We start from the raw sequence: 25,449 nt of genomic DNA, 5'->3' as shown, positions 1-25,449 counted from the left end.
GCGCGCACGCCCGGAATCCACCAGTGATCGATCACCAGGCAACCCGTCGCACCCCGCGACGATCGCCGTACTACCGCAACGAATGCCGCACGAAGCGGCTCAGTGATGTCGCAGCCAGAGCGAAGAAGAAGACAGCCACCGGACCGGACGCGGATTGCGGAACCGCTCGACTCGCATGGCCCACCTCCGCAGTCGTCAGCCGGGGAATGGCTCGAAGTTAAGGGCGGGCTCGTCGGATTGTCAACAATCATCGGAGCCTCCTGGCGTGACGTCATCGGAACGGGTGCGTGGCGGGCGGATCACGCGGCGGTCACGGCTCCGGCAGAGCTGTCCAACTGGGCCGCACCCGTCACCCCGACGGGGCCTTAAGCTTCCGATCGCGGCGTGGCACAGCGCCGCGGGAAGCGTGCCGCGGGCACGGCGGAACTTGGGTGAAACGGCGCCCAAGGTGCCCGCGCGACTGGGAGGATGCACCTATGAGCCAACCAGGACCCCAGGGCCAACCGGGATCGCTGGACGAGGGGGCCCAGCAGCAGCTGATCCAGGAGATCGGCCGGACGATCGTGCGCTCGCTGCCTCCTGGTTGGCAGGAAGTCACCGTCGAGTACCGCGCGCTGGGCGAGCACCACGAACTGGTGGCCCGCCTGCTGGCCCCCAACGGCACGGTCATCCCGCTGGCCGCCCCGCCCGGGGTGGCCGAGCTGTTCGCCGAACTCCGGCACGGCATGTACCAGGCGGACCGGGGCACCTGGGTGAGCGCGCTGTACCGCCTGCAGCGCCCCGGCAGCTACACCGTCGACTTCAACGGGGACTACCAGCCGAACTGGCACACCGCTCCCCCGGCGGCGGCCTTCGCCGCCGAGCTGGCCCGCTACCCGCGCCCGGCGGAGTCCACCCCCGAGTGGCTGGCCGCGGGCGCCGGTGGCACCGAGCCGGTGCTGCGCACCGCCGAGGTGTTCGACGACAACGGGCGGCCCATCACCGAGCGTCCGGAGATCAGCCCCGCCGAGCGGGACCGAGTGGTGGAGTACCTGGAGCGCGCGCCGATCGTGCTGGCCGCGCGCAGCTACGACACCGACCGGCTGGACCCGAACCGCAGCCCGGCGGTGCCGATGACCTTCCACACCGACGGCAGCTGGATCTGGCCCGGCGCGGTCGGCTACTACCTGCGGCAGCACGGCGTCGCGCCGGAGGCCGACCTCGTGGCGCACATCCGCAGCCGCGGGTTCCAGGTGCCCGAGGTGGACGAGCAGACCCGCGAGAAGGCGGTCGCGGTCATCACCGGCGAGCGGCGCGGCTGACCGCTCCCGCCCCGAGGGCTGGGAGAATCGCGGCATGCGCGAGGTGGCCTTCGTGGGCGGACGGGTGGCCACGATGGACGCCGCCCGCTCCTTCACCGACGCGGTGCTGGTGCGCGACGGCCGCATCACCGCGGTCGGGCACGACGCGGTGCGCGACCGCGCCACGCCGTCTGCCGAGCTGGTCGACCTGCGCGGTCGGCTGCTGCTGCCGGGCTTCCATGACGCCCACGTGCACCCGGTCTTCGGCGGCATGCAGCGGCTGCGCTGCGACCTCACCGACAGCACCGACGCCCGCGACTGTCTACGCCGCATCGCCGAGCACCGTCGCACCACCTCGGGCTGGGTGCTCGGCGGTGGCTGGGACATGGCGCAGTTCCCCGGTGGCACGCCGACCCGGGCCGACCTGGACGCGGTGACCGGCGACCGGCCCGCCTACCTGGTCAACCGCGACCACCACGGGGCCTGGGTGAACTCGGCGGCGTTGCGGCTGGCCGGGATCGACCGCCGCACCCCGGACCCCCCAGACGGGCGGATCGAGCGGGACGCCGACGGTGAACCCGCCGGGACGCTGCACGAGGGCGCGACGCGGCTGGTCGAGCGGGTGCTGCCGCCGACGGGTCCCGACGAGTGCCTGGCGGGTCTGCTGGAGGGGCAGCGCCACCTGCACCACCACGGCGTGACGTCGTGGCACGACGCGATCGTCGGCCCGTACCTGGGCTACCCGGACATCCTGGACACCTACCTGACCGCGGACCGCCGGGGCCTGCTGACCGGACGGGTGCGCGGTGCGCTGTGGTGGGACCGCACCCGCGGGCGGGACCAGGTTGACGAGCTGCGGCAGCGCGCCGGCGGGCCCGCGGCCGCCGGTTCCGCGCCGATGCGGTCAAGATCATGCAGGACGGGGTGTGCGAGAACTTCACGGCCGCGCTGCTGCTGCCCTACCTCGGCGCGCACGGCAGCGGGTTGTCCTTCGTGCCCGCCGAGGACCTGGCCGCCGCGGTGCGGCAGCTCACCGACGCGGGCTTCGAGCTGCACTTCCACGCCATCGGCGACCGGGCGATCCGCGACGTGCTGGACGCGCTCGCCGGGGCCCGGCGCACCGGGCTGCGCCACCAGATCGCGCACGTGCAGGTCGTGCAGCCCAGTGACATCCCCCGGTTCCACGAACTCGGCGTGACCGCCACGATCCAGCCGCTGTGGGCGGTCAACGACGCCGCCATGACCGAGCTGACCGCGCCGCGCCTGGGGCACCGGCGGGCGGGCCGGCAGTACCCGTTCCGGTCGCTGCGGGCCGCGGGCGCGGTGCTCGCCGCGGGCAGCGACTGGCCGGTGTCAGACACCGACCCGCTGCGGGGCGTGCACGTCGCGGTCAACCGGCGCGCCCCGGACACCGACGACGAACCGTTCCTGCCGGAGCAGGCGATGGACCTTGTCGACGCGCTGGCCGCCTACACCGCGGGCAGCTCCTGGGTGAACCACGCCGAGGGCGAGACCGGGACGGTCGAGGTCGGCAGGGCCGCGGACCTTGTGGTACTCGACCGCGACCCGTTCACGCTGCCGCCGGAGGAGATCGGGCAGTGCCAAGTAGACCTGACCATGGTCGACGGCGTGGTCGTCCACGAGCGCACGTAACCGCCTGCGACGACGCGCTGGGCCGGTCGGGCGACCGCCCACCACGATCGTGTGGAGCGGTCCGGAAAACATTGGCCGCCAAGAAGATCACTGGTTTCGTGCGCAGCGTCGGTGACCATCGCGGAGAGGTCGGTGCGCGGAGCATGCAGCCCTTTCGACTGCCGGAGTTCTACCTGCCCTACCCAGCTCGGCTGAACCCGAACCTGGAGCGCGCGCGGGAGCGCAGCAAGGCGTGGGCGTACCGGATGGACATGATCGACGTGCCACAGCAGGGGCACGCGATCTGGGACGAGGCCGACTTCGACCGCCACGACTACGCGCTGCTGTGCGCCTACACGCACCCCGACGCGGACGGGCCGGAACTGGACCTGATCACCTGCTGGTACGTGTGGGTGTTCTACTTCGACGACCACTTCGTGGAGCTGTACAAGCGGGATCCCGATCTGGAGGGAGCGCGGGCGTATCTGGACCGGCTTCCGGCGTTCATGCCGCTGGAGGGCCCCGTCACCGCGGAGCTGACCAACCCGGTGGAGGCCGGTCTGGCGGACCTGTGGCAGCGCACCGTGCCGTCGATGAGCGTGGACTGGCGGCGTCGCTTCGCCGAGAACACCAAGCACCTGCTGGATGAGTCGCTGTGGGAGCTGGCCAACATCAGCGAGAACCGGCTGTCCAACCCCATCGAGTACATCGAGATGCGCCGCAAGGTCGGCGGTGCGCCGTGGTCGGCGAACCTGGTGGAGCACGCCGTCGGCGTGGAGGTCCCCGCCGAGATCGCGGCGACCCGGCCGATGGCGGTGCTGCGCGACACGTTCTCCGACGCGGTGCACCTGCGCAACGACCTGTTCTCCTACGCGCGGGAGGTGCAGGACGAGGGCGAGCTGAGCAACGGCGTGCTGGTCTTCGAGAAGTTCCTCGGCTGCACCACGCAGGAGGCGGCCGAACGCGTCAACGACCTGCTCACCTCCCGGATGCACCAGTTCGAGCACACCGCACTGACCGAGGTGCCGCGGTTGCTGGACGAACGCGGCATCGATCCGGCCGGGCGGCTGGCGGTGCTCGGCTACGTCAAGGGCCTGCAGGACTGGCAGTCCGGCGGCCACGAGTGGCACGCCCAATCCGGCCGCTACCCGGACGGCGCCCCGTCCGTGCTGGCCGGTCCGCAGGGGCTCGGCACATCCGCCGCCACCATCGTCAACTCGCTGATCTCCACTGCGCCGCAACGACTTCGCAGCTACTCGCACGTTCCGTGCACCGCCGTCGGCCCGGTGCCGCGGCGCGAGATCTACATGCCCTACCAGGTCACGCTGTGCCCGCACCTGGACGTCTCGCGGGAGCACCTGGTGGATTGGGCCCGCGCGACGGGCATCTTCGAGGACGTACCGCAGGTCTGGGACGAGACGTTGCTGCGGATCCACGACCTGCCGCTGTGCGCCGCCGGGCTGGACCCGGACGCCACCGTCGAGGAGCTGGACCTGGCCTCGGCGTGGCTGGCGTGGGGCACCTACGGCGACGACTACTACCCGCAGGTCTTCGGGCATGCCAGGAACATGGCGGGGGCGAAAGCGCTCAACGCGCGGCTGGTGGAGCTCATGCCCGTCGAGGGCGCCAGCCCCCTCGTCCCGAGCTGCGCGCTGGAACGCGGCCTGGCCGACCTGTGGGCGCGCACCACGGTACTGATGCCCGCGGACCAGCGGCGCGCCTTCCGCCAGGCCGTGGAGCGGATGCTGGACAGCTGGTTGTGGGAGCTGGACAACCAGCACCAGAACCGGATTCCGGACCCGGTCGACTACATCGAGATGCGGCGCAGCACCTTCGGCTCCGACCTGACGATGAGCCTGTCGCGGTTCTCCCACGGGCAGACCGTGCCGCCGGAGATCTACCGGACGCGCACGATCCGCGCCATGGAGAACTCCGCGACCGACTACGCCACGATGGTCAACGACGTGTTCTCCTACCGCAAGGAGGTCGAGTTCGAGGGCGAGGTGCACAACTCCGTCCTGGTGGTGCAGAACTTCCTGGACTGCGACCGGGACCGTGCCTTCGAGATCGTGCACGACCTGATGACCGCGCGGATGAAGCAGTTCCAGCACGCCGTGGACGTCGAGCTGCCCGCGCTGATCGCGGAGTTCGGCCTGGACTCCGAGGCCCGCGCCGCACTGACCCGCTACGCCACGGAGTTGCAGGACTGGATGGCCGGAATCCTCAACTGGCACCGGAGGTGCCGCCGCTACGTCGACTCCGAGCTGCGCTACAACACCCCGGTCGGCCCGGGCGGGGGACTGCCCACCGGCCCCACCGGGCTGGGCACCGAGGGCCTGCGCATCCCGGCCCCGAGCGCCGCGTGGGACCCGGTGGTCGGCTAGCGCGAATCCCTGCGTGAGCTCGCCTCCAGGTGAGCCCTGATCGCCACGAGGCGTTGCCTGACGGGCCCTGCGCGGGCCGTCTCCAGTGCGCGGACGACGCGGAGAAGGGAGGGGCATTCGGCGACGCTTCGATCCTTGAGCTCGTGCGCGTTGACGATGTGCGGAAACGCGACGAGCGCAGGATGGTCCGTGGTGAGGTGGTCGTGCTCGGGGCCCGGCAGGAACGCCTGCTGCATCGGCGAGGACGGGGTGTCGATGATGACCAACGTCTCGCCGCAGCGCTGGTGCTCCTGCAGGCAGGAAAGCTCCTGCGCGAGGGCGGGTGTCAGCTCCGCGGCCCAGACGACGATCTGCGTGGCGAGCGGAATCAGGGTCGAGACGGTGTCGAACCACGTCGCATCCGGGAGGTACAGGGCGGTCCTGGGGACAAACTGGCCGAACGTCGACGCCAGCTCCAGCTCTCCGGCCTTCGTGCTGGCCACCGTGATCATCGAGACGGCTCGCTCGAGTTCGGCCAGCGCGGCCTCGCAGTCGCGGTAGGAGATGGCGTGCACGTGGTCGCCCTGCGGGTCGTCCTCGAGCACCGACGCGAGCGGCGACGACGCGGTCGATTCCTCGACGAGGTCGAAGTTGCGCAGCAGCAGCACGAACGGTTCACCGGAGCACAGCCAGCTGCGGACCTGACCGACCGAGCTGTGGTGCTTCTCCCGAGCTGCGCGGACGAGCTTGCCCATGTGGTTGCGCGGGGCACCCGCCAGCAACCAGGGCACGCCGAAGCCCTTGCGCCGCCTTTGGATGTCCCAGTAGCGCTGCCGTTGGAGGTAGCTGAGGTTCAGCTCGGGCTCGCCGACCGCGAACCGGTCCAGCACCGTGCCCGCGTGCTCCGCGCGGCTGAGCCACTCGTCGACATCGGGATTGCTGCCCCGATCCTGCCCGAACGAGGTCAGAAGTTCGGCGAACTTCTTCCGGGCGATCTTGTCGCGGCCCTTCTGGAGCCACACCAGCGCCGCGTTGTACAGGCCCTGCGCCGCCCTCCCCCGCAGGTGGGGGTCCTGGCTGTGCCGGTATCGCCGGAACATCTCGGTCCACAGCGCCGCGAGTTCCGCGTACTTGCTGGATCGGCTGCCCGCCCCGAGGTAATCGCTGCGCAGGTACGCGTGGGTCGCCAGCGCCCGGCACAGCGCTCGCTCCACGCGGACGTCCACCGGCCGGCGAGCGCCGTCCACCACGTCACGCAAGACGCGGGCGGCGGCAGCGTTGCCGGCCGCATCGGCGCGGCCGATGTAGGCGCACAGGTCGGTCAGCATGGTGATCACCCGTTCGGCCAGGTCGGTGTCCGGGTGGTGGGCGTAATGCACGCCGAACCAACGCAGCAGCAGGAACGCGTCAGCGATGTTGCCGGCGCGGTAGAGCGCGGTCACGATCTCGTACACGATGAAGGCGTGGTCGCACGGGTCGTACTCGCCCAGGCGCGCCGCCTGCGCCGGGACGGTCTCGAACAGCCAGGTCTGGAAGTCGCGGTCGGCCACCTGTCTGGTGGCCTCCTGCCGCATCCGCTGCCACCTGCCGATGGCGCCGTCCACCACGTCCGCCAGCGTCACGTCGTCGTTCACGGGCATCACCCCTTCCGGAGCCCTCGGCCGGAGAGACGATGCTATCGCCGTCCTGCTGGTGATTTCCGGCTTTTGGGGCTGTGTGCCGCCGAATGACGTGGGACGACTGCTCGGCATGGCGGCCGCGGTGCTGGGGCCGAGCAGGCGCGAGCCACGGGACGACCGTCGTGGTCCCACTGTCTGCTGTGGACTGTCACTCGTCGACGAGGCGTCTGGTGTATCCGGCGTCGACCAGGTTCCGGTATGCCTTCCGGACCTCCACCGGGACGGCCTGGGGCACGGCGAACCCGCGCTCGGCGTAGCGGGTGATGCGCTGGGTGTCGCCGACGAGCATGGTGATCACGCGGTCCGGATCACCGATGCTCGCGACGTACTCGTCGAGCGAAAGCGGGCGCGATGCGCAGCGCACGTCGACCTCGGGCCAGAGCTTCCGGCACGTGGCGTAGGCCCTGCGTTGTTGGTACGGCCGCGAGATCAGGATCACCGACCGCACGGTGAGACCCCGGTCGGCGAGCAACGCACGGGTGAACTCGATGTTCTCACCCGTGTTGGTGGCCTTCGTCTCGACGAGGATCGCGTCATCGGGAACGCCCAACTCCAGGGCGTGTTCGCGGTAGTGGACCGCCTCGCCGCGGGGAAAGCGCTCGACCGTCGTCGGTGCGTTGGCACCGGAGAAGACGATGATCGGGAACATTTCGCGGTGGAACAGCTCGGCGGTGAAGGTGGCCACGTTGAGGTCGTGGCCGCCGAGCCCGACTCCGATGTCGCTCGGTCGAAGCACGTGGTGCATGTCGTGGTAGTCCCACAGGACCTCGACATCAGCGCGATGCTCGGCGGGCAGAGCGTTCTCCGCTCGCGACATGAGGACTCCTGCGACGTCGGCGGCCGGTCGGGTCTGGACAGTGTAGGCCCAGGCGGCGGGGTGCACCCTGCGGTTCAGCGCGAGTGCGCACCCGGGCGTCCGGGTGCGCACTCGTCCGGCTACGCCACCGCGGACCAGTGGGTGAGGTACTTCGCCGTTTCCGCCGCCAGAAGGGCGTCCAGTTCCGCCCGGTTGGCGTTGCGACGCAGGCGGAACGGCCTGCCCCGCCGGACGTCCAGAACCATCGGAGTGGCCCCCGGCAGGAGGCCGGGCATCGCCTGTTCGAGGACGCGCAGGGCCAGGTTGGCCGAGTCCGCTTCCAGCTGCGGTTCCTTCAGGTACGGCAGGACGACCTCCAGGCGGCCGTCGGGGTGGCGCAGCGCCAGCGAACTGCGCTCCGAGACGGTGATCGCCAGGTCGCCGCTGCGCCAGCAGCCGGACGTCATCGGGACTCCGGTCACCCGGGCCCGTTGCCACCACCGCTGGAAGCCGACCTGCAACTCCCGGAAGTGCTGCTGCTGGACCGGCCGCGCCTGGCGGACCGCCGCGGCGATGATCTCCAGTGCGTCCGGCGACGTGACCGCGCGCCGCAGCGCCAGCCGGAACGGACCGTAGAAGGCCCACGCCATGCTGGTCTCGTCGAGGTAGATCTCGCGCTGGTCCCGCACGATGCCCGCGCAGCCGCGCGGTGTGCTGCGTACGTAGTCCAGAAACGAACCGAGACTGATCTGAACGCCGTCCACGAGCACCCCTTCCCGTGGTCACGAGCGCACCCGGCCGCGGACCAATGCCTCACACGACGGTCCACAATGGTCTGAGTGCGCCCAAATCCCCTGCCCGACAAGGGAATACTACCACGTCAGCGACGTTTTTAGAACACATTTTCGGTACTTGTCCCGCGGCGGTCCACGTGCCGGAGCGATTGGCCATCATGACTCCGACGATGACGCCGCCGCTGGGCGTTGTCGGACCGCAGCCGGTCCGACGACCAGCACTCCAGCATCGCATCGGCGGGCCAGCGCGCCTGGATGCTGAAGCGCCAGGGACCCGGTGCGGACCCCCGGCGAGGCGCCCAATTTTCCCAAGTTCAGGGAAACTTGGGGGTCCTTCGGACGTGTAGCGCGGACAGTACGAACCAACTTCCTGGATCGTCGCATGACGAGCCGAGCGTGATCTTCCGAAGCGCTGGGACCGAGGTGCTTGCGCGGGCCGGGCTCAGCGCGCCAGCGAGCGGTAGACGGCCCGGCCCAGTTCCGCGATCGCGTCGCAGGCCGGTCCACCGCGGGAGCCGCGCGCGGAGCGCTCGTCGGTCAGCTCGTCGACGAGGACCGCCACCACCGCCCGCGGCCGGTCGGTGCCGATCAGCGCCACGTCGTGGCGCAACCCCTCCAGCTCACCGGTCTTGTTCCAGCACCGCGCCCCCTCCGGCAGCAGCGCGGGCAGGCGGTCGCGGACCTGCTGACGGGCGAGGACGCCCAACGCGTGGTCGGTCAGGTCCGGCGGAAGCGCGGCGCCGCGCGCCAGGGCGTCCAGCACGCGCGCCTGGTCCAATGCGGTGGTCACGTTGCGGCCCGGCGCGTCGACGTCCATCAGCCGCCGCTCCACGCGGGTGTCCGTGCACCCGAGGTCCGCCGCGCAGTCCCGGATCGCGTCGAGACCGACCACGTCGATCACCGCATTGGTCGCGGCATTGTCGCTGATGATGATCATCAGGGTAACCAGGTCGCGCAGGGAGATCCGCCGCACGCTGGGCAGCTCCCGCAGCACGCCGGAGCCGCCGACCCGCTCGGCCGGCAGCTCCACCTCGGTGTCCAGGCCGATCCGCCCACTGCACACCGCGCGCAGGGCGGTGATCATGACCAGCACCTTGATGGTGCTGGCCGCGCGCACCACCCGCTCGGCGCCGACGAGCACCGGCTCCCGCTCGTCCAGCGCCCACGCCGCGAACCCGACGCGTCCCGGGAAACCGTCCCACGCCAGCTCCGCCCGCAATCTCTCCGCGAACCCCACCGTTCCTCCACTGTCTCGTGCGTGGCTGCGCCCAGACCACGATCCCCGGGCGGCGCCCGCACCACAACAGCCGCAGGGCGGTATCAGCGCGCCTCGTCAAGAGTGCTGAGGTCGACCGAACCGCCGGGCATCACGCGCCGCGTGCTGCGGTAGCCGTAGAGCGCGTAGACCAGCAGGCCGACCACCAGCCACCCGGCGAACCGCAGCCACGTCTGCGCAGCCAGAAACGACATCAACCACGCCGAGAACAGCACGCCCAGGACCGGCACCACGGGCATGCCCGGGCAGCGGAACCCGCGCGGCAGATCCGGGCGGCGGTAGCGCAGCACCGTCACCGCCGCGCACACCAGCACGAACGCGAACAGCACGCCGATGTTGGTCAGCTCAGCGGCCTGCTGCACCGGCAGCAGCCCGGCCAGCACCGCCGCGACGACGCCGAGGATCCACGTCGCGCGGTGCGGCACCCGACGCACCGGGTGCAGCTGCCCGAACCACTTCGGCATCAACCCGTCCCGGCTCATCGCGTACCACAACCGGGAGGCACCCATCAGGAACGAGAAGCTGACGGTGACGATGCCCAGGATCGCCCCGATCGCGATCACCACGGCCACCGCCGGCAGCCCCGAGCTGGCGAACGCGCTGGAGAAACCGCTGTCCGGGTTGATTTGGTGGTAGGGCACCATGCCGGTGAGCACGATGCACGCCCCGACGTAGAGCACCATCGAGATGGCCAGCGACCACACCATCGCCTTCGGCATCAGCCGGCGTGCCTGCACCGACTCCTCCGCGGCGGTGGACAGCGCGTCGTAGCCGAACACCGCGAAGAACACCGTGGCCGCACCGGTCACCGCACCGCCCCAGCCGAACGGGGCGAACGGGGTCAGGTTGGCGACGTCGACCCGGGACAGGCCCACCACCACGACCAGCAGCACCACCGCGATCTTCACCGCGGTGAGCACCACGTCGACCTTCGCCGAGGTCCTGGTGCCCCGGTTGAGCAGCCATGCCACACCCAGGCAGATCAGCATCGCGATGAGGTCCACCCGGTGCCCCTCGCCGGTGCCGGGCGCACCGAGCATCCACACCGGCAGGTCGATCCCCACCGACTCCAGCAGGAAACCGGCGTAGCCGGACATGCCGATGGACACCGTGGCCACGATGGCGGTGTACTCCAGCAGCAGGTCCCAGCCGATGATCCAGCCGACCACCTCGCCGAGCACGGCGGCGGCGTAGGTGTAGGACGACCCGGCGCGCGGCACCATCCCGGCGAACTCGGCGTAGGCGAAGGCGGCGCACAGCGACGCGGCCCCGGCGATGAGGAACGACACCAGCACGGCGGGCCCGGCGACGTCGCGGGCCACCGCCCCGGCCAGGCTGAAGATCCCGGCGCCGATGATCGCGCCCACGCCGATCATGGTCAGCTGCGGCAGCCCGAGCACGCGCAGCATGCGCCGGTCGTCCGGTTCCTCGGGTTTCGGCACGGTGCGCCGGAAGATCCCGTTGGGCCCGGTTCCGAACAACGACCCGCCACCGACGGCTGTTTCCTTCCGCACCGCAACACCTCCCGCTCGCATCGCCCGTGGTGTGCCCGGGCGATGCGGGGATGTTCGTCGATGCGGGTCATCCGGGAAAGGTGGTGAAGCGCGCGGATGCCTGCGGCTGACCGCAAGAACCACTTCCGCTGCCTCGCCCGTCGGTCGCACAGCCGCGGCACGACCCGCGCGGCGCGCGATCACCTCAGAGGGTGCCGAGGACCGCGTGGGCCGCCGCCGCGTCCTGGACTCCCAGGCCGACGCTGTTGTAGAAGACGATCTCGCTGTCACTCGTTCGTCCCGGCTGCTCGCCGAGCAGCACCGCGCCCAGCGCTCGCAGCCGCTCGCGCGTCAGGTCGCCGCGCTTGAGCGCCTGCGCGATCGGTCCCGCGTGCACCACGGCCGTGTCGACTTCGTCGACCACGACCGCTCCCGCGCGGCGGACCAGCTCCGCGTCCACCTCGCACCGGTGACGCTCGAAACTGCCGACGCTGATCACCGTCGCTCCCGCCGCGACCGCGGCGGTCGGGACGACGGGTTCCGCGCTGAGGGTGCACGCGGCGATCAGCGGTGCGTCGCGCACCGCTGCCTCGGCGCTGGCCGCGGCGCGCACGGCGATGCCGAGCTCATCGGCCAGCTCCGCCGCCGCGGCCTCGCGGCGCTGCGCGTCGCGGCTGAAGACACGCACTTCGCGGAGTTCGCGGACGCGGGTGATCGCGCGCACGTGGGCTCGTGCCTGGACGCCGGAGCCGAGCACGGCCAGTTCGTCGGCGGTGGGCGCGGCCAGCGCGTCGGCGGCGACCGCGCTGGCCGCGGCGGTGCGGACCTCGGTGAGGGCGGTGGCAGCCATGACGGCGACGGGGTGGCCGGTGGTCGGGTCGAGCACCAGCACGGTGGCCGTAACGGGGGGCTGACCGCGTTCGGCGTTGCCGGGGTGGACGGCCACGAGTTTGCCGACCGCTCCGTGGCGCGGGGAGAGCCTGCTGAGGTAGCACAGGGTGGTGTCCGCCCCGGTGCGGATGACGACCTTCTCGGCGAGTTGGGCCTCGCCACGACCGAGGGATTCGAATGCCACGCGTTGCGCGGCGATGGCGGTGTCCAGGTCCAGTGCTGCCGCCACGTCGGCGTCGCTCCACAGCTTCACGTGCCGCACGGTGCCACACCCGGTCGTGGTCACGGAACCCGATCGGATCCCTGAGCATCAGCGATGCTGTCGCTCAGAGCGAACAGAATTCACTCTTCTGATTCTCCGCGAAGTCGCGCGGGACGAATTACGGTGATCCCGAGCGGCGCAGGGGTCCGCGGGCGAGAACTCCAACCAGCAGGAAGAGGTGCATCTCGGTGCAGTCGACGTTGAGCTCCGTGATCGGTCCGGACGCTCCCGCCCAGACCGGCAGCGGAGGCGAGTACCTCTCGCGCAACCCCGCGAACCTGGAGGACGTGGTCGCCCGGGTCGAGCTCGGCGGCCCGGAGACGCTGCCGGCCGCGGCGGAGCAGGCGCAGCGCGCGCAGCGCGAATGGGCGCAGATGCCCGCGCCGGTGCGCGGGCGCGTGGTGGCCGGGCTGGGGCGGCTGGTGGAGGCGAACAAGGAGTCCCTGGCCCGGCTGGTGACCCGCGAGATCGGCAAGCCCTACGCGGAGGCGCTGGGCGAGGTGCAGGAGATCATCGACACCTGCGACTTCTTCCTCGGCGAGGGCCGCCGCCTCTACGGGCAGACCGTGCCCTCGGAGATGCCCGACAAGCAGCTGTTCACCTTCCGCGTGCCGGTGGGCGTGGCGGTGGTGATCACCGCGGGCAACTTCCCGGTGGCGGTGCCGTCCTGGTACATCGTTCCCGCGCTGCTGTGCGGCAACGCGGTGGTGTGGAAGCCCGCTGAGTACGCCGCGGGCGCGGCACGGGCGCTGGCCGAGCTGGTCTGGCGGGCGGGCGTGCCCAAGGGCGTGCTCAACCTCGTCTACGCCGACGGCGAAGCCACCTTCGAAGGCTTGGCGACCGCGCTGGCCGCCGGCACCGTCAACAAGGTCGGTTTCACCGGGTCCAGCGCCGTCGGCACCCGCGTCGGCGAGCTGTGCGGCCGGTACCTGCAGAGCCCGTGCCTGGAACTGGGCGGCAAGAACCCGATGGTGGTCGCCCCGGACGCGGACCTCGACCTGGCCGTGGAGGGCGCGCTGTTCTCCGGCTGGGGCACCGCCGGACAGCGCTGCACCTCGCTGGGCAACCTGATCGTGCACCGCGACGTGCACGACGAGTTCCTGCGCCGCCTGGACGCCGCGCTGCGCTCGGCGGCAATCGGCGATCCCACCGAGGACGTGCTCTACGGCCCGCTGCTGGACCAGAAGTTCGCCGACAACTTCGAGTCCATTCTGGACACCATCGCCGACCACCACACCGTGCTGGGCTCGGAGTCGGTCGGGCGGATCGACGAGACCCGGCCGCGCAAGGGCTTCCGCGGCGACCCGTCGACCGGGCTGTACTACCATCCGGTGCTGCTGGACGGGCTGCTCCCGGACGACCACGTCTTCCGCAACGAGACCTTCGGCCCGATCGTCGGCGTCACCACCTACGACTCTCTCGACGAGGCCGTCGAGCTGGGCAACGCGCCCGGCTACGGGCTGTCCGCGGCGATCTACACCACCGACCCGGCCACCGCGTTCCGGTTCCGCCAGGGCATCGGCGCGGGCATGGTCAGCGTGAACAACTCCACCTCCGGCGCGGAGGCGCACCTACCGTTCGGCGGCAACGGCAGGTCCGGCAACGGCAGCCGCCAGTCCGGTATCTGGGTGCTCGACCAGTTCACCCGGTGGCAGTCGTTGAACTGGGACTTCTCCGGCAAGCTGCAGAAGGCCCAGATGGACGTCGACACCGTCGAGCCGGAGCTGGACTTCCGCCTGCCGCCGGAACTCGGCGGTGATGCCTGATGGCACCACTGCCCACACGGGCCGAGGTCGTGGTGATCGGCGGTGGGGTGATGGGCGTCAGCACCGCCTTCCACCTCGCCGAGGCCGGCGTCGACGTGCTGCTGCTGGAACGCGACGAGCTCGGCTCCGGCAGCACCAGCAAGGCCGCCGGCGGGGTACGGGCGCAGTTCTCCGACCCGGTCAACATCGAACTCGGCCAGCGCAGCCTGCGAGCCTTCGAGGACTTCGCGCGGCGGCCCGGCGGCGAGATCGACCTCAAGCAGCACGGCTACCTGTTCCTGCTGTCGGACCCCGAGGACGTCGCCGCGTTCGAGAAGAGCGTTCGGCTGCAGAACGAGCTCGGGGTGCCGAGCCGGATGCTGACCGTGGCCGAGGCATGCGAGCTGTCACCGTACGCGGTGCCCGACGGGCTGCTGGCGGCCGCCTTCTCCCCCACCGACGGGCACTGCACCCCGGAGGCGGTGGTGCAGGGCTACGCGCAGGCCGCCCGGCGGCACGGCGCCCGGATCCAGCGGCACTGCGCGGTCACCGGCATCGAGACCACCGGCGGGCAGATCACCGCGGTGCACACCGCGGCCGGCACCGTGCAGACCTCCACGGTGGTCTGCACGGCCGGTGCGTGGTCGGCGGAAGTCGGCGGGTTCGTCGGCGTCGACCTGCCGGTGCGCCCGCTGCGTCGGCAGATCCTGGTCACCGAACCGGTGCCGGACCTGCCGCCCCGGATGCCGTTCACCATCGACTTCGCCACCAGCTTCTATTTCCACGACGAGGGGCCCGGCCTGCTGATCGGCATGTCCGATCCCGACGAGGAGTTCGGCTTCCGGCTCAACACCGACGACCGCTGGCTCGGGCGCCTCAGCGACGCCGTGGCGCAGCGCGCCCCGCGGCTGGCCGACATCGGCATCGCGCACGGCTGGGCCGGGCTCTACGAGATCACCCCGGACCACAACGCCCTGGTCGGCGAGGCCGAGGGGCCTGGCCGGTTCCTGTACGCCACCGGCTTCTCCGGCCACGGCTTCTTACAGGGCCCGGCGATCGGGGAGGTAATGCGCGACCTGGTGCTCGGTCGCCCGCCGGTCGTCGACGTCTCCGGCCTGGACGCCCGGCGCTTCGCCGACGCCGAGGTCCGCCCCGAGCACAACTGCGTGTGAGCCCGGGCCGCGCACCGCGCGACCCCGAACCCAACCCGCGCACTTCCCGAGGAGCGAACCGTGCGTGATCTGCTGCAGGACATCGACGAGTGGGGCCCGGAGAAGGTCGTCTGCGTCTCCGACGCCCGCACCGGCATGCGGGGGGTGCTGGTCATCGACAACACCGCCCGCGGCACCGGCAAGGGCGGCACCAGGATGAGCCCGACCGTCACCGTCACCGAGATCGCCCGGCTGGCGCGGGTGATGACCTGGAAGTGGGCCGCGGTCGACCTGTTCCACGGCGGCGCGAAGGCCGGGATCTTCGCCGACCCGGACTCGCCCGACAAGGAGCGGATCGTGCGGGCCTTCGCGCGGCAGCTGGCCGACCAGATCCCGGCCAGCTACGTCGCCGGGCTGGACATGGGCATGACCGAGCACGATGCGGCGATCATCCAGGACGAGCTCGGCGACCGGGGCGCGGCGGTCGGCGCGCCCGAGGCACTGGGCGGGGTGCCCTACGACCAGCTGGGCGTCACCGGGCACGGGGTGGCCGAGGCGGTGGCCGCGGCGCTGGCCCACCGGGGCCGCAGCGTCGCCGGGGCGCGCGTGGCCGTGCAGGGCTTCGGCGCGGTGGGCGCGGCCACGGCCCGACGCCTGCACGAGCTCGGCGCGCAGCTCGTCGCCCTGTCCACGATCGACGGTGCGGTGCACGATCCGGACGGGCTGGACGTGCCGGAGTGGCTGGCCGCACGCGCCGAGTTCGGCGACGCCTGCGTGGCCAAGGCCCCGGCGCAGCAGCACATCCCGCGCGGCGAGGAACTGGTGGTGGACTGCGACGTGCTGATCCCGGCGGCGGGCCAGGACGTCATCGACGAGTCGGTGGCCGCACGGGTGCGGGCCGGGCTGGTCGTGGAGGGCGCGAACCTGCCCACCACCCCGGCGGCGCGGGAACTGCTGGCGGCCCGCCGGGTGACCGTGGTGCCGGACTTCATCGCCAACGCCGGCGGCGCCATCGCGGCGGGCTTCGCGATGGATGCCCGGCATTCGGCGTTCCGGCCCGAACCGGAGGCGATCCTGCGCACGGTCGCCGAACGCACCCGCGCCAACACGGTGCTGGTTCTCGACACCGCCCAGGCCACCGGGGTGCTGCCGCACCAGGCGGCGCTGGACTTGGCCAAGCAGCGGGTCCGCACGGCGATGGAGCTGCGTGGCAGGCTCCCCAGGCCCGCGACCGTGTGAGGCTGTCATGAACTCCAGGTGCGCGGCGATGCCGGTGGCAAAACCGCGGCGGTGCGGCCCGAGCGGCGTCGCGGACGAGGACGGAGGGGGTCCGGCGTGCTGAACCCGATCCACTTGCGAACCCTGCAGGAATGCGTGCGCACCGGCTCGTTCGCCGAGGCCGGGCGGGTGCTGGGCTACACCGCGTCGGCGGTGTCCCAGCAGATGGTGCTGCTGGAGCGGGCGATCGGTGCGCCACTGTTCGAGCGGTCCGCGCGCAGTGCCCGCAGCACCGCGCTGGCCGTCCGGTTGGCCGAACGCAGCCGCGACGCGCTCGGTGCGCTGGACGCGCTGGAACGCGAGGTGCGGGCGATGGTGGCCGGTGAGGAGGGCAGCCTGCGGCTGGCCAGCTTCGCCACCGCCAACGCGCGGGTGCTGCCGGACGTGCTGGCCGCCGTGGTAGCGCAGCGCCCCAACGCGGAGGTGCAGCTCGACGAGGGCGAGCCGGACGAGGTGCTGGACGGCGTGCTCGACGGGACGGTGGACGCGGCCGTGGTGTTCGAATATGACCTCGACCCGCGGCAGTGGCCGGTGGAGCTGTGCGTCGAGGAGCTGATGGCCGAGCCGCTGCGGCTGGCGCTGCCCGAGTCGCACCGGATGGCCGGGAAGGCCGAGGTGGAGCTGCGGGAGCTCGCCGACGACGCGTGGATCTGCACCCGGCAGGACACCGCGGGCGCCCGCTCGCTGGTCCGGTTGGCCGCCGCCGCGGGGTTCGTCCCGCGGATCACCTTCCGCAGCAACGACTACTCGGTGATCCGCGACCTGGTGGCTCGCGACCTCGGGGTGGCGGTGCTGCCCGGGCTGGCGATCCCGGACGACCGGGTGCGCGTGGCCCGGATCGCCGGGTGGCAGCCGCACCGCCGGGTGAAGGTCCTGTACCGCAAGCAGAACACCAACCCGCTGCTGCCGACCGCCCTGGAATGCCTGGCGAAGTCCTGCGCGGCGGTGGCCAACGACTGGCACACCGACGCGGCGTCCTGACGCTCGGCGGCCCGCGGGTTCCGCCGGGCGAGACCGAGCCGAGCCGCGCATTCTTTCCCGCACGGAGGACCGATGAACGACAAGCTTGAGCCCGTCGACGAGCATTTCCGTACCACCGTGGCCGGGTGGTCGGCGCGGCCCGCATCCGGTGCGGCCGTCGCCGGGGACCTGCTGGCGCTGTTTGACTCGCAGGCCGGCAGCCGCCACCTGGACCTGCAGGCGCGACGGCTGGGGGCGCGGGGCGTGGGGTTCTACAGCATCGGCTCGTCCGGGCACGAGTCCAACGCCGCGGTCGCGGCCGCGCTGCGGCCCACCGACCCGGCCCTGCTGCACTACCGCTCCGGCGGCTTCTACCTGCACCGGGCCCGGCAGGTGCCGGATCAGCACCCGCTGCGGGACGTGCTGCTGGGCGTGGTGGCTTCGGCCGACGAGCCGATCTCCGCGGGGCGGCACAAGGTTTTCGGCAACGCCGCGCTGTCGGTCATCCCGCAGACCTCCACCATCGCCTCGCACCTGCCGCGCGCGGTGGGCCTGGCGTTCTCCCTGGGTCGGGCCGGCAAGCTGGGCGTGCCCACCCCGTGGCCTGCGGATTCGGTAGTGGTGTGCAGCTTCGGCGACGCCTCGGCGAACCACTCCACCGCCACCGGCGCGATCAACGCCGCGCTGCACTGCGCCTACCAGGGGCTGCCGATGCCGCTGCTACTGGTCTGCGAGGACAACGGAATCGGGATCAGCGTGCGCACCCCGCAGGGGTGGATCGAGTCGGCCTACGGCGACCGAGCGGGGCTGGAGTACGTCACCGCCGACGGCGCGGACCCGGTGCAGTGCCTGGAGGTCGCGCGACGCGCTGCGGACTGGGTCCGCGAGCACCGGGCGCCGGCGTTCCTGCACCTGCGGACGGTGCGGTTGATGGGCCACGCGGGCTCCGACGTGGAGTCGGCGTACCGGTCGCGGATTGAGATCACCGCCGACTACCGCCGCGATCCCCTGCTGGGCACCGCGAAAGCCTTGGTGGACAACGGGGTTCTGCGCCCGGAGGAGGTGCTGGCGCGCTACGAGGCCAAGCGGGACGAGGTGGCCCGCGTCGCCGAGGACGCGCTGCGGCGGCGGAAGCTGGGCAGCGCCGCCGAGGTGATGGAGGCGATCTGCCAGGACCGACCGGACGTCGTCGCGCGGCGGGCACGCGAGGTGCCGCCGCGCCGCGAGGAGGTCTTCGGCGACCAGCTGCCCGAGTCGGAGGGACCGTTGACGCTGGCGCAGGCCATCAACCGCTCGCTGGCCGAGGAACTGGCGCGGGACCCGCGCGTCGTGGTCTTCGGCGAGGACGTCGCGCGCAAGGGCGGCGTGTACGGCGTGACGCGCGGGCTGCGTAAGAAGTTCGGCGGCACCAGGGTCTTCGACACGCTGCTGGACGAGCAGAGCATCCTGGGCACCGCGCTCGGCGCGGGGTTGGCGGGCCTGCTGCCGGTTCCGGAGATCCAGTACCTGGCGTACGTGCACAACGCCGCCGACCAGGTGCGCGGCGAGGGCAGCACGTTGAGCTTCTTCTCCGACGGGCAGTACCGCAATCCGATGGTGGTGCGCATCGCGGGCTACGGGTACCAGAAGGGCTTCGGCGGGCACTTCCACAACGACAACAGCGTGGCGGCGCTGCGCGATCTTCCCGGTGTGGTGGTGGCGTCACCGTCGCGGCCGGACGACGCGGCGGCCATGCTGCGCACCTGCGTGGCGGCGGCACACGAGGACGGCCGGGTGTGCGTGTTCCTGGAGCCCATCGCGCTGTATCACACCCGCGACCTGCACGAGACCGGGGACGGTGGGTGGCTGGCGCACTACCCGGCGCCGGGTGAGCATCACGTGCCGATCGGTCGCGCCCGCCAACACGGCGACGGCACCGACCTGACGCTGGTCACCTTCGCCAACGGGGTGCCGATGAGCCTGCGCGTCGCGCGGCGCCTGCGCGAGCGGGGCGTGTCGGCGCGGGTGCTGGACCTGCGGTGGCTGGCGCCGCTACCGGTCGAGGACCTGGTGGCGGCGGCGCGTGCGACCGGCCGGGTCCTGGTGGTGGACGAGACCCGCCGCAGCGGCGGGGTGTCCGAGCCGGTGGTGACGGCCCTGGTGGACGCGGGTTTCGAGGGGCGGATCGCGAGGGTGACCAGCGAGGACAGCTTCATCCCGCTCGGCGCGGCGGCGTACCACGTCCTGCTGGACGAGGACCAGATCGAACAGGCTGCCCTGGCCCTCCTCAAATCCTGACCGTCCCCGATCGCCGACGGGTGAAGGGCATCGTCGAGCTGTCTTCGGGGGCCGGGTCGTCGGCGGAATCGCTGCGCTGTGTGCGCGGATCACCGCGCGGCGCGCCGATCCGGGTTGGCGGCGATGATGGCGTTGACCAGGGCTGCACCCGGGAAGTCCATCAGGACGACACCGGTGCGCGACGGGGCCTGGCCGGTCAGGTGTTCCAGCGCGTAGTCGTTGACGCCCCGGATGCCGGGGGCGCCGCAGGCGACCGTGTTCGGGTGTGCGACGGGGCTGGAACCGCTGCTGAAGTTCACAAACATCCGGGACGGGTCACCGGCCGCGGTGCGGGCCAGGTGGTCGCGCACCGCGAACCACTTGTCGTCGATGTCGAAGACCGTCGGCACCTCGTACCTGTCCTGGACGTACTCGTCCCAGGTGTCGGCGGTGAACTGGCCGAGGCCGCGGCCCGGTAGGAGGCCGCCGTGCGCGTTCTGCAGGACCGCCAGCACGACCTTGCCGCGCACCTCGCCGAGCGTCGGCACCGCTCCGCCCGCCGGGTCGTACAGCACCCCGCCGTGCGGGTCCTCCCGCCGGTACCGGTCCAGGATCTGCCCGACGTCCAGGCTGCTGTTGTGGTCCGCGCAGGAGCCGATCTCCCCGGTGCACTCGGCTTTGAGCCGCATCAGCACCACCTCCCCCGGGTGCTCGGCCAGGAACTCGTCGGCTTCCCGCAGCACGTCGGCGAAGTTGGCGTTCTGGTAGAACGGCCCGTGGTGCAGCGTGAACAGGTCGTCGTAGCGGCGCACCCGGATGTCGATGGCGCGGATGCCCGCCCGCAGCTGGGCGGTGAGCGTTTCGGCGCTGTCGCCGTGGTTCTCCTGCGTCTGCGTCAGATCTCCGCCGTGCAGCGAAAGGCTCTGGTGCGTGCCGGGGATCGACAGCTGCGCCAGGCTGGAGCCGTCGGGCAGTGCGGCCATCCAGTCCGGGTTGGTCGCCTCGGTGATGCTCGCGCAGTGCGGGGCCGCGGACGCGGTCGCGGGCAGCGCGACCGACAGAGCCAACGCCAGGGCCGCCGTCGCGCGGACAGTTCTGCCAGGCATGCGCCCAGCATCCCGGTCCCGCGCGGGCGGCGGCCCGAGTGGCGGGAACTCGCCAGGATCAGCCCGCGGCGAGGTGCGCCCAGATGCGCCGCGAAACCCCGATCGGGTCGGTTACCACCGACGGCGGCGTGTTCCAGATCCGCGTCCGCCGCTCCGCCGAGTACGCGGGCCAGCCCGGGTCACCGCTCGCCGCGAACGACACCCACGCGCGGCGTATCTCCGCCGACAGTGCCTCGAACTCCGGTGGCACCTGACCGCCGAGGAACAGCTGCCCCAGCTCGTTGTCGGTCGTGCCGAAGACGAACGGCAGGTCCAGCCCGTGGCAGGCACCCAGCGCCCCGCCGCGGGCCGGGCTCGGCCAGGCGAACTCGTACAGGTAGCTGCGCCCCCCGGCGTCGGCGTGGCCCTCGGCGCACCACGTCGCGGGCATCCGGAACAACTGGTCGCTCAGCACCAGCGTGTACAGCTCCGCGTCGGAGGCGTCCGGATAACCGGCCCGGTACTCGTCGAGCACCGACGGCGCCAGGCGCAGCTCGCGCAGCAGCGCCGCCGGGTCCTTCGCCTCCGGCGGGAGGTCCACTGTGAACAGTGTCGCCTCGTCGGTGTTGTAGCCGCAGATCAGGTCCACGTCCCGGCCCGCGCCGGCGCGCAGCGCCACCCACGGCAGGTCGGCGAGCACCTCGCCGTCCAGCACCACGCCGTAGGGCGTGGCATTGGTCCACGCCCCGGGGGCCTGTTTCATCTCGCCCATCGCGGCGACCTGCGCCGCGTGGAACGCCTCGGCGGGCAGAACGGCCAGCCCCTCGGTCGTGGCCGGGACGTCCAGCCGCCCGGTGATCAGTTCGCTGACCTTACGGAACTCCTCCTCGTCCCAGAACAGCGATCCGGGGCTCTGCGCGATGCCGCGGCGGAACAACCCGCTCCCAGCCGATCCTGCGACCAGCGCGACCACCGAGGTGGCCCCGGCCGATTCGCCGAAGATCGTCACGTTGCCCGGGTCGCCGCCGAACGCCGCGATGTTGTCCTGAACCCACCGCAGCGCGGCCAGCTGGTCGAGGATGCCGCGGTTGGCCGGGGCGTCCGCCACCCAGCCGAAACCCTCGTACCCGACCCGGTAGTTCACCGTGACCACCACGACCCCGGCCCGCGCCAGCCGCGCCGGGTCGTATGACGTGCTCGACCCGCCGAGGTAGGCCCCGCCGTGGATCCACACCATCACCGGCAGTCCGCCGCCGGGGTCCGGCGTCCAGACGTTGAGGGTCAGGCAGTCCGGGTTGTCGCCCGGGGTCCACAGCCCCGATGCCTCCGCCATGATCGGCGGCTGCGGCACCGACGCGCTGAACGAGGTCGCGTCCCGCACCCCGTCCCACCGCTGCGGCGCCACCGGCGCCTGGAACCGACGCGGCCCCTCCAGCGCCGCCGCATACGGAATTCCCTTGAAAACGCTGACGTCACCGCTGGCGACTCCCCGCACAGCGCCTGATTCGGTGAGCACCACAAGATCCATGCATCAATACAACCATCCGAACGGAGTGCGGTGCACCGGTCACACCCGGTCGTCGAGTTCGGCGGCCGCCAGCGGGAGCGCCTCGCAGAACTTCTCCAGGTCCGGGACCGCGGTGCGGTTGGCCTGCAGGCCCACGTGCACGGCCCCGCGATACTGCGACACCGCGATGCCCAGCGCCTGCCCGGGCGCGAGCGGCGCCACCGGGTAGAGCTCGGTGAGCTCCGCGCCGGCCAGCCGGGCCGGGAAGTCCGGCAGCGGGACGTTGGTGACCACCAGGTCGAACAGCAGCGCCGCGCTGTGCCCGGCCAGCGGCGCCGCCACCTGGTGCAGGATCGGCGGCATCCGTTCGGCCAGCACCGGGAACGCACCCGGACCGCGCAGCGGCCCCGTGCTCTTGTTGCGGCCCATCTCGGCCCGGATTGTTCGTAGCCGCGCCACCGGGTCCGGCTCGCCGACCGGCAGGTCGCACAGGTACCCCGACAGCTGGTTGTTGCCGGTCCGCGGTCCGGGGCGGCGGCGGGAGACCGGCACGAGCGCGCGCACCGGCACGTCCTCGGCCGGGTGACCGCGGTTGTCCAGCCACCGGCGCAGCGCCCCGGACACCACCGCGAGCACCACGTCGTTGGTGGTGCCGCCGTGCCGGGCGCGGATGCGGCGCAGCTGCGCCAGCTCCAGCGGGACCAGCGCCACCCGACGAGCCGGTGAGGACGGCGCGCGCAGTGGTGAACCAGGCACCGGGACCCGGAAGTTGCGCACCATCGATGAGGCGATGCCCAGTGACTCGCCGGATGTGGCGAGCATGCCGCGCACCGCATCGAACAGCTGCTGCGGTCGGCGGACCAGGTCCAGGGCATCGGCCAGTGGTCGGCGCGGCGCCGGCAGGTCCGGTGTCGGCTCACCGGCCAGCCCGTCCAGCAGCCGCATCCCGATCTCGACGGCCCCGCGGCCGTCGGCGAGCGCGTGGTGGAACTTCACCAGGATCGCGAACCGGTCCCCGTCCAGGCCGGTGATCAGGTGCAGCTCCCACAGCGGGCGCCGCAGGTCCAGCGGGTCGGCGACCAGCTCCGCGACCAGCGCCGCCAGCTCCTCCCGCCCGCCCGGCGAGACCACCTGGTGGCTGTGCACGTGCCGGGCGGCGTCGAAGTCGGCCACCTCCGCCCACCGCGCCTGCCCGGGCAGCCAGGACCATTCGATCCGCTGCCGCAGCCGGGGGATGCGCGCGGCTCGCTCGGCGAGCCGCGACAGCAGCTCTTCCCGATGCACCAGACGCCTCGGCCGGAACACGGCGACGGCGCCAAGGTGCATGGGGGCGGTGTCCTGCTCCAGGCACAGGAAGGCCCAGTCCAGCGCCGAGATCGTCGTCGTCGTCACCGCTCCCACCTCACCGCAGCGCGCGAAATCCGGAAATGGGTCGGCCGCGTTACACGGCGGTGTCGATTCACGAAACCGGGGTAACCGAAATGGCGGGGGAACGCCGACGAAAGGGACGCGAATTCTTTTTCCGAAAGACCCGGTAACAACGCCACCGACCTGCTCCTTTCACCCGCGGCGCGCACAGTTTTTCCACCACGTGCCCCGTCGCACGGTTGAAGGACAAGTCCGAATCACCGGACCGCAGAACGCCGAATGCGTCGACTTTAACCCGAAAAAGGCGCGGAGGAAAACGGCGGCGGCGCGGCCCGCACCCGATGATCGCTTCGCTGGGTGGCCGGTCGCGGCGCGGCGATCACCCACACGAATCCACACCGAGCCCGCCCGAGGACCGCCAGGACGCGCCGCGATGACTGCGCGCGCAGGACGACCCCGCGAACACCACCACGCGACGTGACCGAAGTCACGCCACACAGCGAAAACCCCGCCGCCCCGGGATTTCGGGACGACGGGGTGTCGGTCCGTGCGCTCAGCCCTTCAGCACTCCGTCAGAGAGGCCGAGGTTCTCCAGGACCTCGCGGGTCGCCTTGGCGCGGTTGAGGCTGTAGAAGTGCACCGCCGGGACGCCTTCGGCGATCAGCTTCTCGCACAGCCGGGTGGTGATCTCCAGTCCGGCGGTGCGGAAACCGGCCGGGTCATCGCGCAGCGGGTCCAGCACCGCGGACACCTCGTCCGGGATGGTCATGTTGCTCAGCTGCGTGGTCATGCCCAGCACCTTCGGTGTGGTGATCGGCATGATGCCCGGCAGCAGCGGCTGGTGGCAGCCGCGCTGGGCCAGCCGGTCCCGCAGCCGCAGGAAGTACTCCGGTTCCAGGAACATCTGCGCCACCGAGAAGTCCGCCCCGGCCCGCAGCTTGTTCACCATGTGCCTGGTGTCGGACTCCAGGTCGGGCGAACGCGGGTGCATGTGCGGGAACGCCGCGACGCCCACGCAGAAGTCACCGCACTCGCGCACCAGCCGCACCAGTTCCTCGGCATAGGTGATGCCCTCCGGGTGCGGGATCCACTCGCCCATCGGGTCGCCCGGCGGGTCGCCGCGGATCGCCAGCACGTTGCTGATGCCCTCGGCCGCGTACGAGCCGATGACGTGCCGCAGTTCCGCGATCGAGTGGTTGACCCCGGTCAGGTGTGCCATCGGCACCAGGGTGGTGTCGGTGGCGATGCGGCCCGTGGTGCGCACCGTGCGGTCCCGGCTGGATCCGCCCGCGCCGTAGGTCACCGACACGTAGGCGGGGTCCAGCGGCTCCAGCTCCCGGATGGCCCGCCACAGCTGGCGCTCCTCCTCGTCGGTCCTGGGCGGGAAGAACTCCACCGAGAAGACCGTCTTGCCCGGGCGGAGCCGGTCTATGACCTTGGTCATTGCCTGGCCTCGCTCTCCCTTGCGGGTCGTGGGGCGCGACCGGGGCCCGGCCGCGCCCACGGCGGTCAGTAGCGGTAGTGGTCGGGCTTGTACGGGCCGTCCACATCCACCCCGATGTAGGCCGCCTGCTCCTTGGTCAACCGGGTCAACTTCACCCCCAACGCATCCAGATGCAACCGCGCCACCTTC

Annotated in this window: 19 protein-coding genes and 1 pseudogene; 9 read left to right on the top strand and 11 right to left on the bottom strand. The window is 71.7% G+C overall.

From position 1 onward, the window contains the following. The first annotated feature begins 476 nt into the window (after nucleotides 1–476). From IEY17_RS11595 to IEY17_RS11585, 4 genes and pseudogenes are all read left to right on the top strand, one after another. Complete coding sequence (locus IEY17_RS11595; RefSeq protein ID WP_188987361.1) at nucleotides 477–1,301, top strand: hypothetical protein; 825 nt, start codon at nucleotides 477–479, stop codon at nucleotides 1,299–1,301. Between the two features lie 34 nt (nucleotides 1,302–1,335). Beyond that, nucleotides 1,336–2,091 (top strand): annotated as a pseudogene (locus tag IEY17_RS25795) (amidohydrolase); the annotation flags it as partial. Between the two features lie 101 nt (nucleotides 2,092–2,192). After that, nucleotides 2,193–2,933 (top strand): amidohydrolase, encoded by a 741-nt coding sequence (locus IEY17_RS25790; RefSeq protein ID WP_268240330.1) that lies wholly within the window; start codon nucleotides 2,193–2,195, stop codon nucleotides 2,931–2,933. Nucleotides 2,934–3,076: 143 nt separating this feature from the next. After that, on the top strand, nucleotides 3,077–5,296 hold the full coding sequence (locus IEY17_RS11585) for a terpene synthase family protein (protein WP_188987360.1): 2,220 nt from the start codon (nucleotides 3,077–3,079) through the stop codon (nucleotides 5,294–5,296). Here the strand turns inward: IEY17_RS11585 and IEY17_RS11580 are convergent. The 6 genes from IEY17_RS11580 to IEY17_RS11555 form a co-directional block, all read right to left on the bottom strand. Continuing rightward, nucleotides 5,293–6,909 carry a hypothetical protein gene (locus tag IEY17_RS11580; RefSeq protein WP_188987359.1) on the bottom strand — a complete coding sequence of 539 codons (1,617 nt, stop codon included), beginning with the start codon at nucleotides 6,907–6,909 and terminating at the stop codon, nucleotides 5,293–5,295. The two genes, IEY17_RS11585 and IEY17_RS11580, sit on opposite strands and share 4 nt — an antisense overlap. 193 nt (nucleotides 6,910–7,102) lie before the next feature. After that, a complete protein-coding gene (locus IEY17_RS11575) occupies nucleotides 7,103–7,771 on the bottom strand; it encodes a YdcF family protein (RefSeq protein WP_188987358.1) in 669 nt (222 codons plus the stop codon). A 119-nt stretch (nucleotides 7,772–7,890) separates the two neighbouring features. Then, nucleotides 7,891–8,514: a hypothetical protein gene (locus IEY17_RS11570; RefSeq protein WP_188987357.1), complete on the bottom strand. Its 624-nt coding sequence runs from the start codon at nucleotides 8,512–8,514 to the stop codon at nucleotides 7,891–7,893. Nucleotides 8,515–8,986: 472 nt separating this feature from the next. Continuing rightward, entirely contained in the window at nucleotides 8,987–9,781 is a 795-nt protein-coding gene (locus IEY17_RS11565) for a serine hydrolase (RefSeq protein WP_188987356.1), read from the bottom strand. Nucleotides 9,782–9,864: 83 nt separating this feature from the next. Then, nucleotides 9,865–11,229, bottom strand: coding sequence for an amino acid permease (locus IEY17_RS11560; RefSeq protein WP_229680083.1), 1,365 nt, complete (start codon nucleotides 11,227–11,229; stop codon nucleotides 9,865–9,867). Between the two features lie 289 nt (nucleotides 11,230–11,518). Further along, on the bottom strand, nucleotides 11,519–12,457 hold the full coding sequence (locus IEY17_RS11555) for an ornithine cyclodeaminase family protein (RefSeq protein ID WP_229680048.1): 939 nt from the start codon (nucleotides 12,455–12,457) through the stop codon (nucleotides 11,519–11,521). Nucleotides 12,458–12,654: 197 nt separating this feature from the next. Between IEY17_RS11555 and IEY17_RS11550 the strand changes: the two genes are divergently transcribed. The 5 genes from IEY17_RS11550 (at nucleotide 12,655) to IEY17_RS11530 (ending at nucleotide 19,877) form a co-directional block, all read left to right on the top strand. Further along, nucleotides 12,655–14,232, top strand: coding sequence for an aldehyde dehydrogenase family protein (locus IEY17_RS11550; RefSeq protein WP_229680047.1), 1,578 nt, complete (start codon nucleotides 12,655–12,657; stop codon nucleotides 14,230–14,232). Continuing rightward, nucleotides 14,232–15,383, top strand: a complete 1,152-nt coding sequence (locus IEY17_RS11545; RefSeq protein ID WP_188987354.1) for an NAD(P)/FAD-dependent oxidoreductase — start codon at nucleotides 14,232–14,234, stop codon at nucleotides 15,381–15,383. The genes IEY17_RS11550 and IEY17_RS11545 overlap by 1 nt, the downstream gene beginning before the upstream one ends. A 60-nt stretch (nucleotides 15,384–15,443) precedes the next feature. Further along, complete coding sequence (locus IEY17_RS11540; protein ID WP_188987353.1) at nucleotides 15,444–16,601, top strand: Glu/Leu/Phe/Val family dehydrogenase; 1,158 nt, start codon at nucleotides 15,444–15,446, stop codon at nucleotides 16,599–16,601. A gap of 96 nt (nucleotides 16,602–16,697) precedes the next feature. Continuing rightward, nucleotides 16,698–17,621, top strand: coding sequence for a LysR family transcriptional regulator (locus IEY17_RS11535; protein ID WP_188987352.1), 924 nt, complete (start codon nucleotides 16,698–16,700; stop codon nucleotides 17,619–17,621). Nucleotides 17,622–17,693: 72 nt separating this feature from the next. After that, nucleotides 17,694–19,877, top strand: coding sequence for a thiamine pyrophosphate-dependent enzyme (locus IEY17_RS11530; RefSeq protein WP_188987351.1), 2,184 nt, complete (start codon nucleotides 17,694–17,696; stop codon nucleotides 19,875–19,877). Between the two features lie 89 nt (nucleotides 19,878–19,966). Here the strand turns inward: IEY17_RS11530 and IEY17_RS11525 are convergent, their stop codons facing one another. From IEY17_RS11525 to IEY17_RS11505, 5 genes are all read right to left on the bottom strand, one after another. Next, on the bottom strand, nucleotides 19,967–20,962 hold the full coding sequence (locus IEY17_RS11525; protein WP_188987350.1) for a phosphatidylinositol-specific phospholipase C: 996 nt from the start codon (nucleotides 20,960–20,962) through the stop codon (nucleotides 19,967–19,969). A gap of 58 nt (nucleotides 20,963–21,020) precedes the next feature. Further along, nucleotides 21,021–22,469 carry a carboxylesterase/lipase family protein gene (locus IEY17_RS11520; protein ID WP_188987349.1) on the bottom strand — a complete coding sequence of 483 codons (1,449 nt, stop codon included), beginning with the start codon at nucleotides 22,467–22,469 and terminating at the stop codon, nucleotides 21,021–21,023. Nucleotides 22,470–22,508: 39 nt separating this feature from the next. Then, on the bottom strand, nucleotides 22,509–23,840 hold the full coding sequence (locus IEY17_RS11515; protein ID WP_188987348.1) for a wax ester/triacylglycerol synthase family O-acyltransferase: 1,332 nt from the start codon (nucleotides 23,838–23,840) through the stop codon (nucleotides 22,509–22,511). Nucleotides 23,841–24,369: 529 nt separating this feature from the next. Further along, entirely contained in the window at nucleotides 24,370–25,260 is an 891-nt protein-coding gene (locus tag IEY17_RS11510; protein WP_188987347.1) for a methylenetetrahydrofolate reductase, read from the bottom strand. A gap of 65 nt (nucleotides 25,261–25,325) precedes the next feature. Continuing rightward, nucleotides 25,326–25,449: adenosylhomocysteinase (locus IEY17_RS11505; RefSeq protein ID WP_188987346.1), on the bottom strand; the 124-nt coding region annotated here is incomplete at its 5' end.

Origin of the sequence: Saccharopolyspora thermophila, from assembly GCF_014646075.1 — a bacterium.
GTDB lineage: Bacteria > Actinomycetota > Actinomycetes > Mycobacteriales > Pseudonocardiaceae > Saccharopolyspora > Saccharopolyspora thermophila.
This window is presented reverse-complemented; position numbering and strand designations above follow the sequence as displayed.

Excerpts from the sequence above, each read along its gene's own strand:
- IEY17_RS11595 (WP_188987361.1), top strand. The coding sequence starts at position 477 with ATGAGCCAACCAGGACCCCAGGGCCAACCGGGATCGCTGGACGAGGGG.
- IEY17_RS25790 (WP_268240330.1), top strand. The coding sequence starts at position 2,193 with ATGCAGGACGGGGTGTGCGAGAACTTCACGGCCGCGCTGCTGCTGCCC.
- IEY17_RS11585 (WP_188987360.1), top strand. The coding sequence starts at position 3,077 with ATGCAGCCCTTTCGACTGCCGGAGTTCTACCTGCCCTACCCAGCTCGG.
- IEY17_RS11575 (WP_188987358.1), bottom strand. The coding sequence starts at position 7,771 with ATGTCGCGAGCGGAGAACGCTCTGCCCGCCGAGCATCGCGCTGATGTC.
- IEY17_RS11560 (WP_229680083.1), bottom strand. The coding sequence starts at position 11,229 with ATGCTGCGCGTGCTCGGGCTGCCGCAGCTGACCATGATCGGCGTGGGC.
- IEY17_RS11545 (WP_188987354.1), top strand. The coding sequence starts at position 14,232 with ATGGCACCACTGCCCACACGGGCCGAGGTCGTGGTGATCGGCGGTGGG.
- IEY17_RS11530 (WP_188987351.1), top strand. The coding sequence starts at position 17,694 with ATGAACGACAAGCTTGAGCCCGTCGACGAGCATTTCCGTACCACCGTG.
- IEY17_RS11525 (WP_188987350.1), bottom strand. The coding sequence starts at position 20,962 with ATGCCTGGCAGAACTGTCCGCGCGACGGCGGCCCTGGCGTTGGCTCTG.
- IEY17_RS11520 (WP_188987349.1), bottom strand. The coding sequence starts at position 22,469 with ATGGATCTTGTGGTGCTCACCGAATCAGGCGCTGTGCGGGGAGTCGCC.
- IEY17_RS11510 (WP_188987347.1), bottom strand. The coding sequence starts at position 25,260 with ATGACCAAGGTCATAGACCGGCTCCGCCCGGGCAAGACGGTCTTCTCG.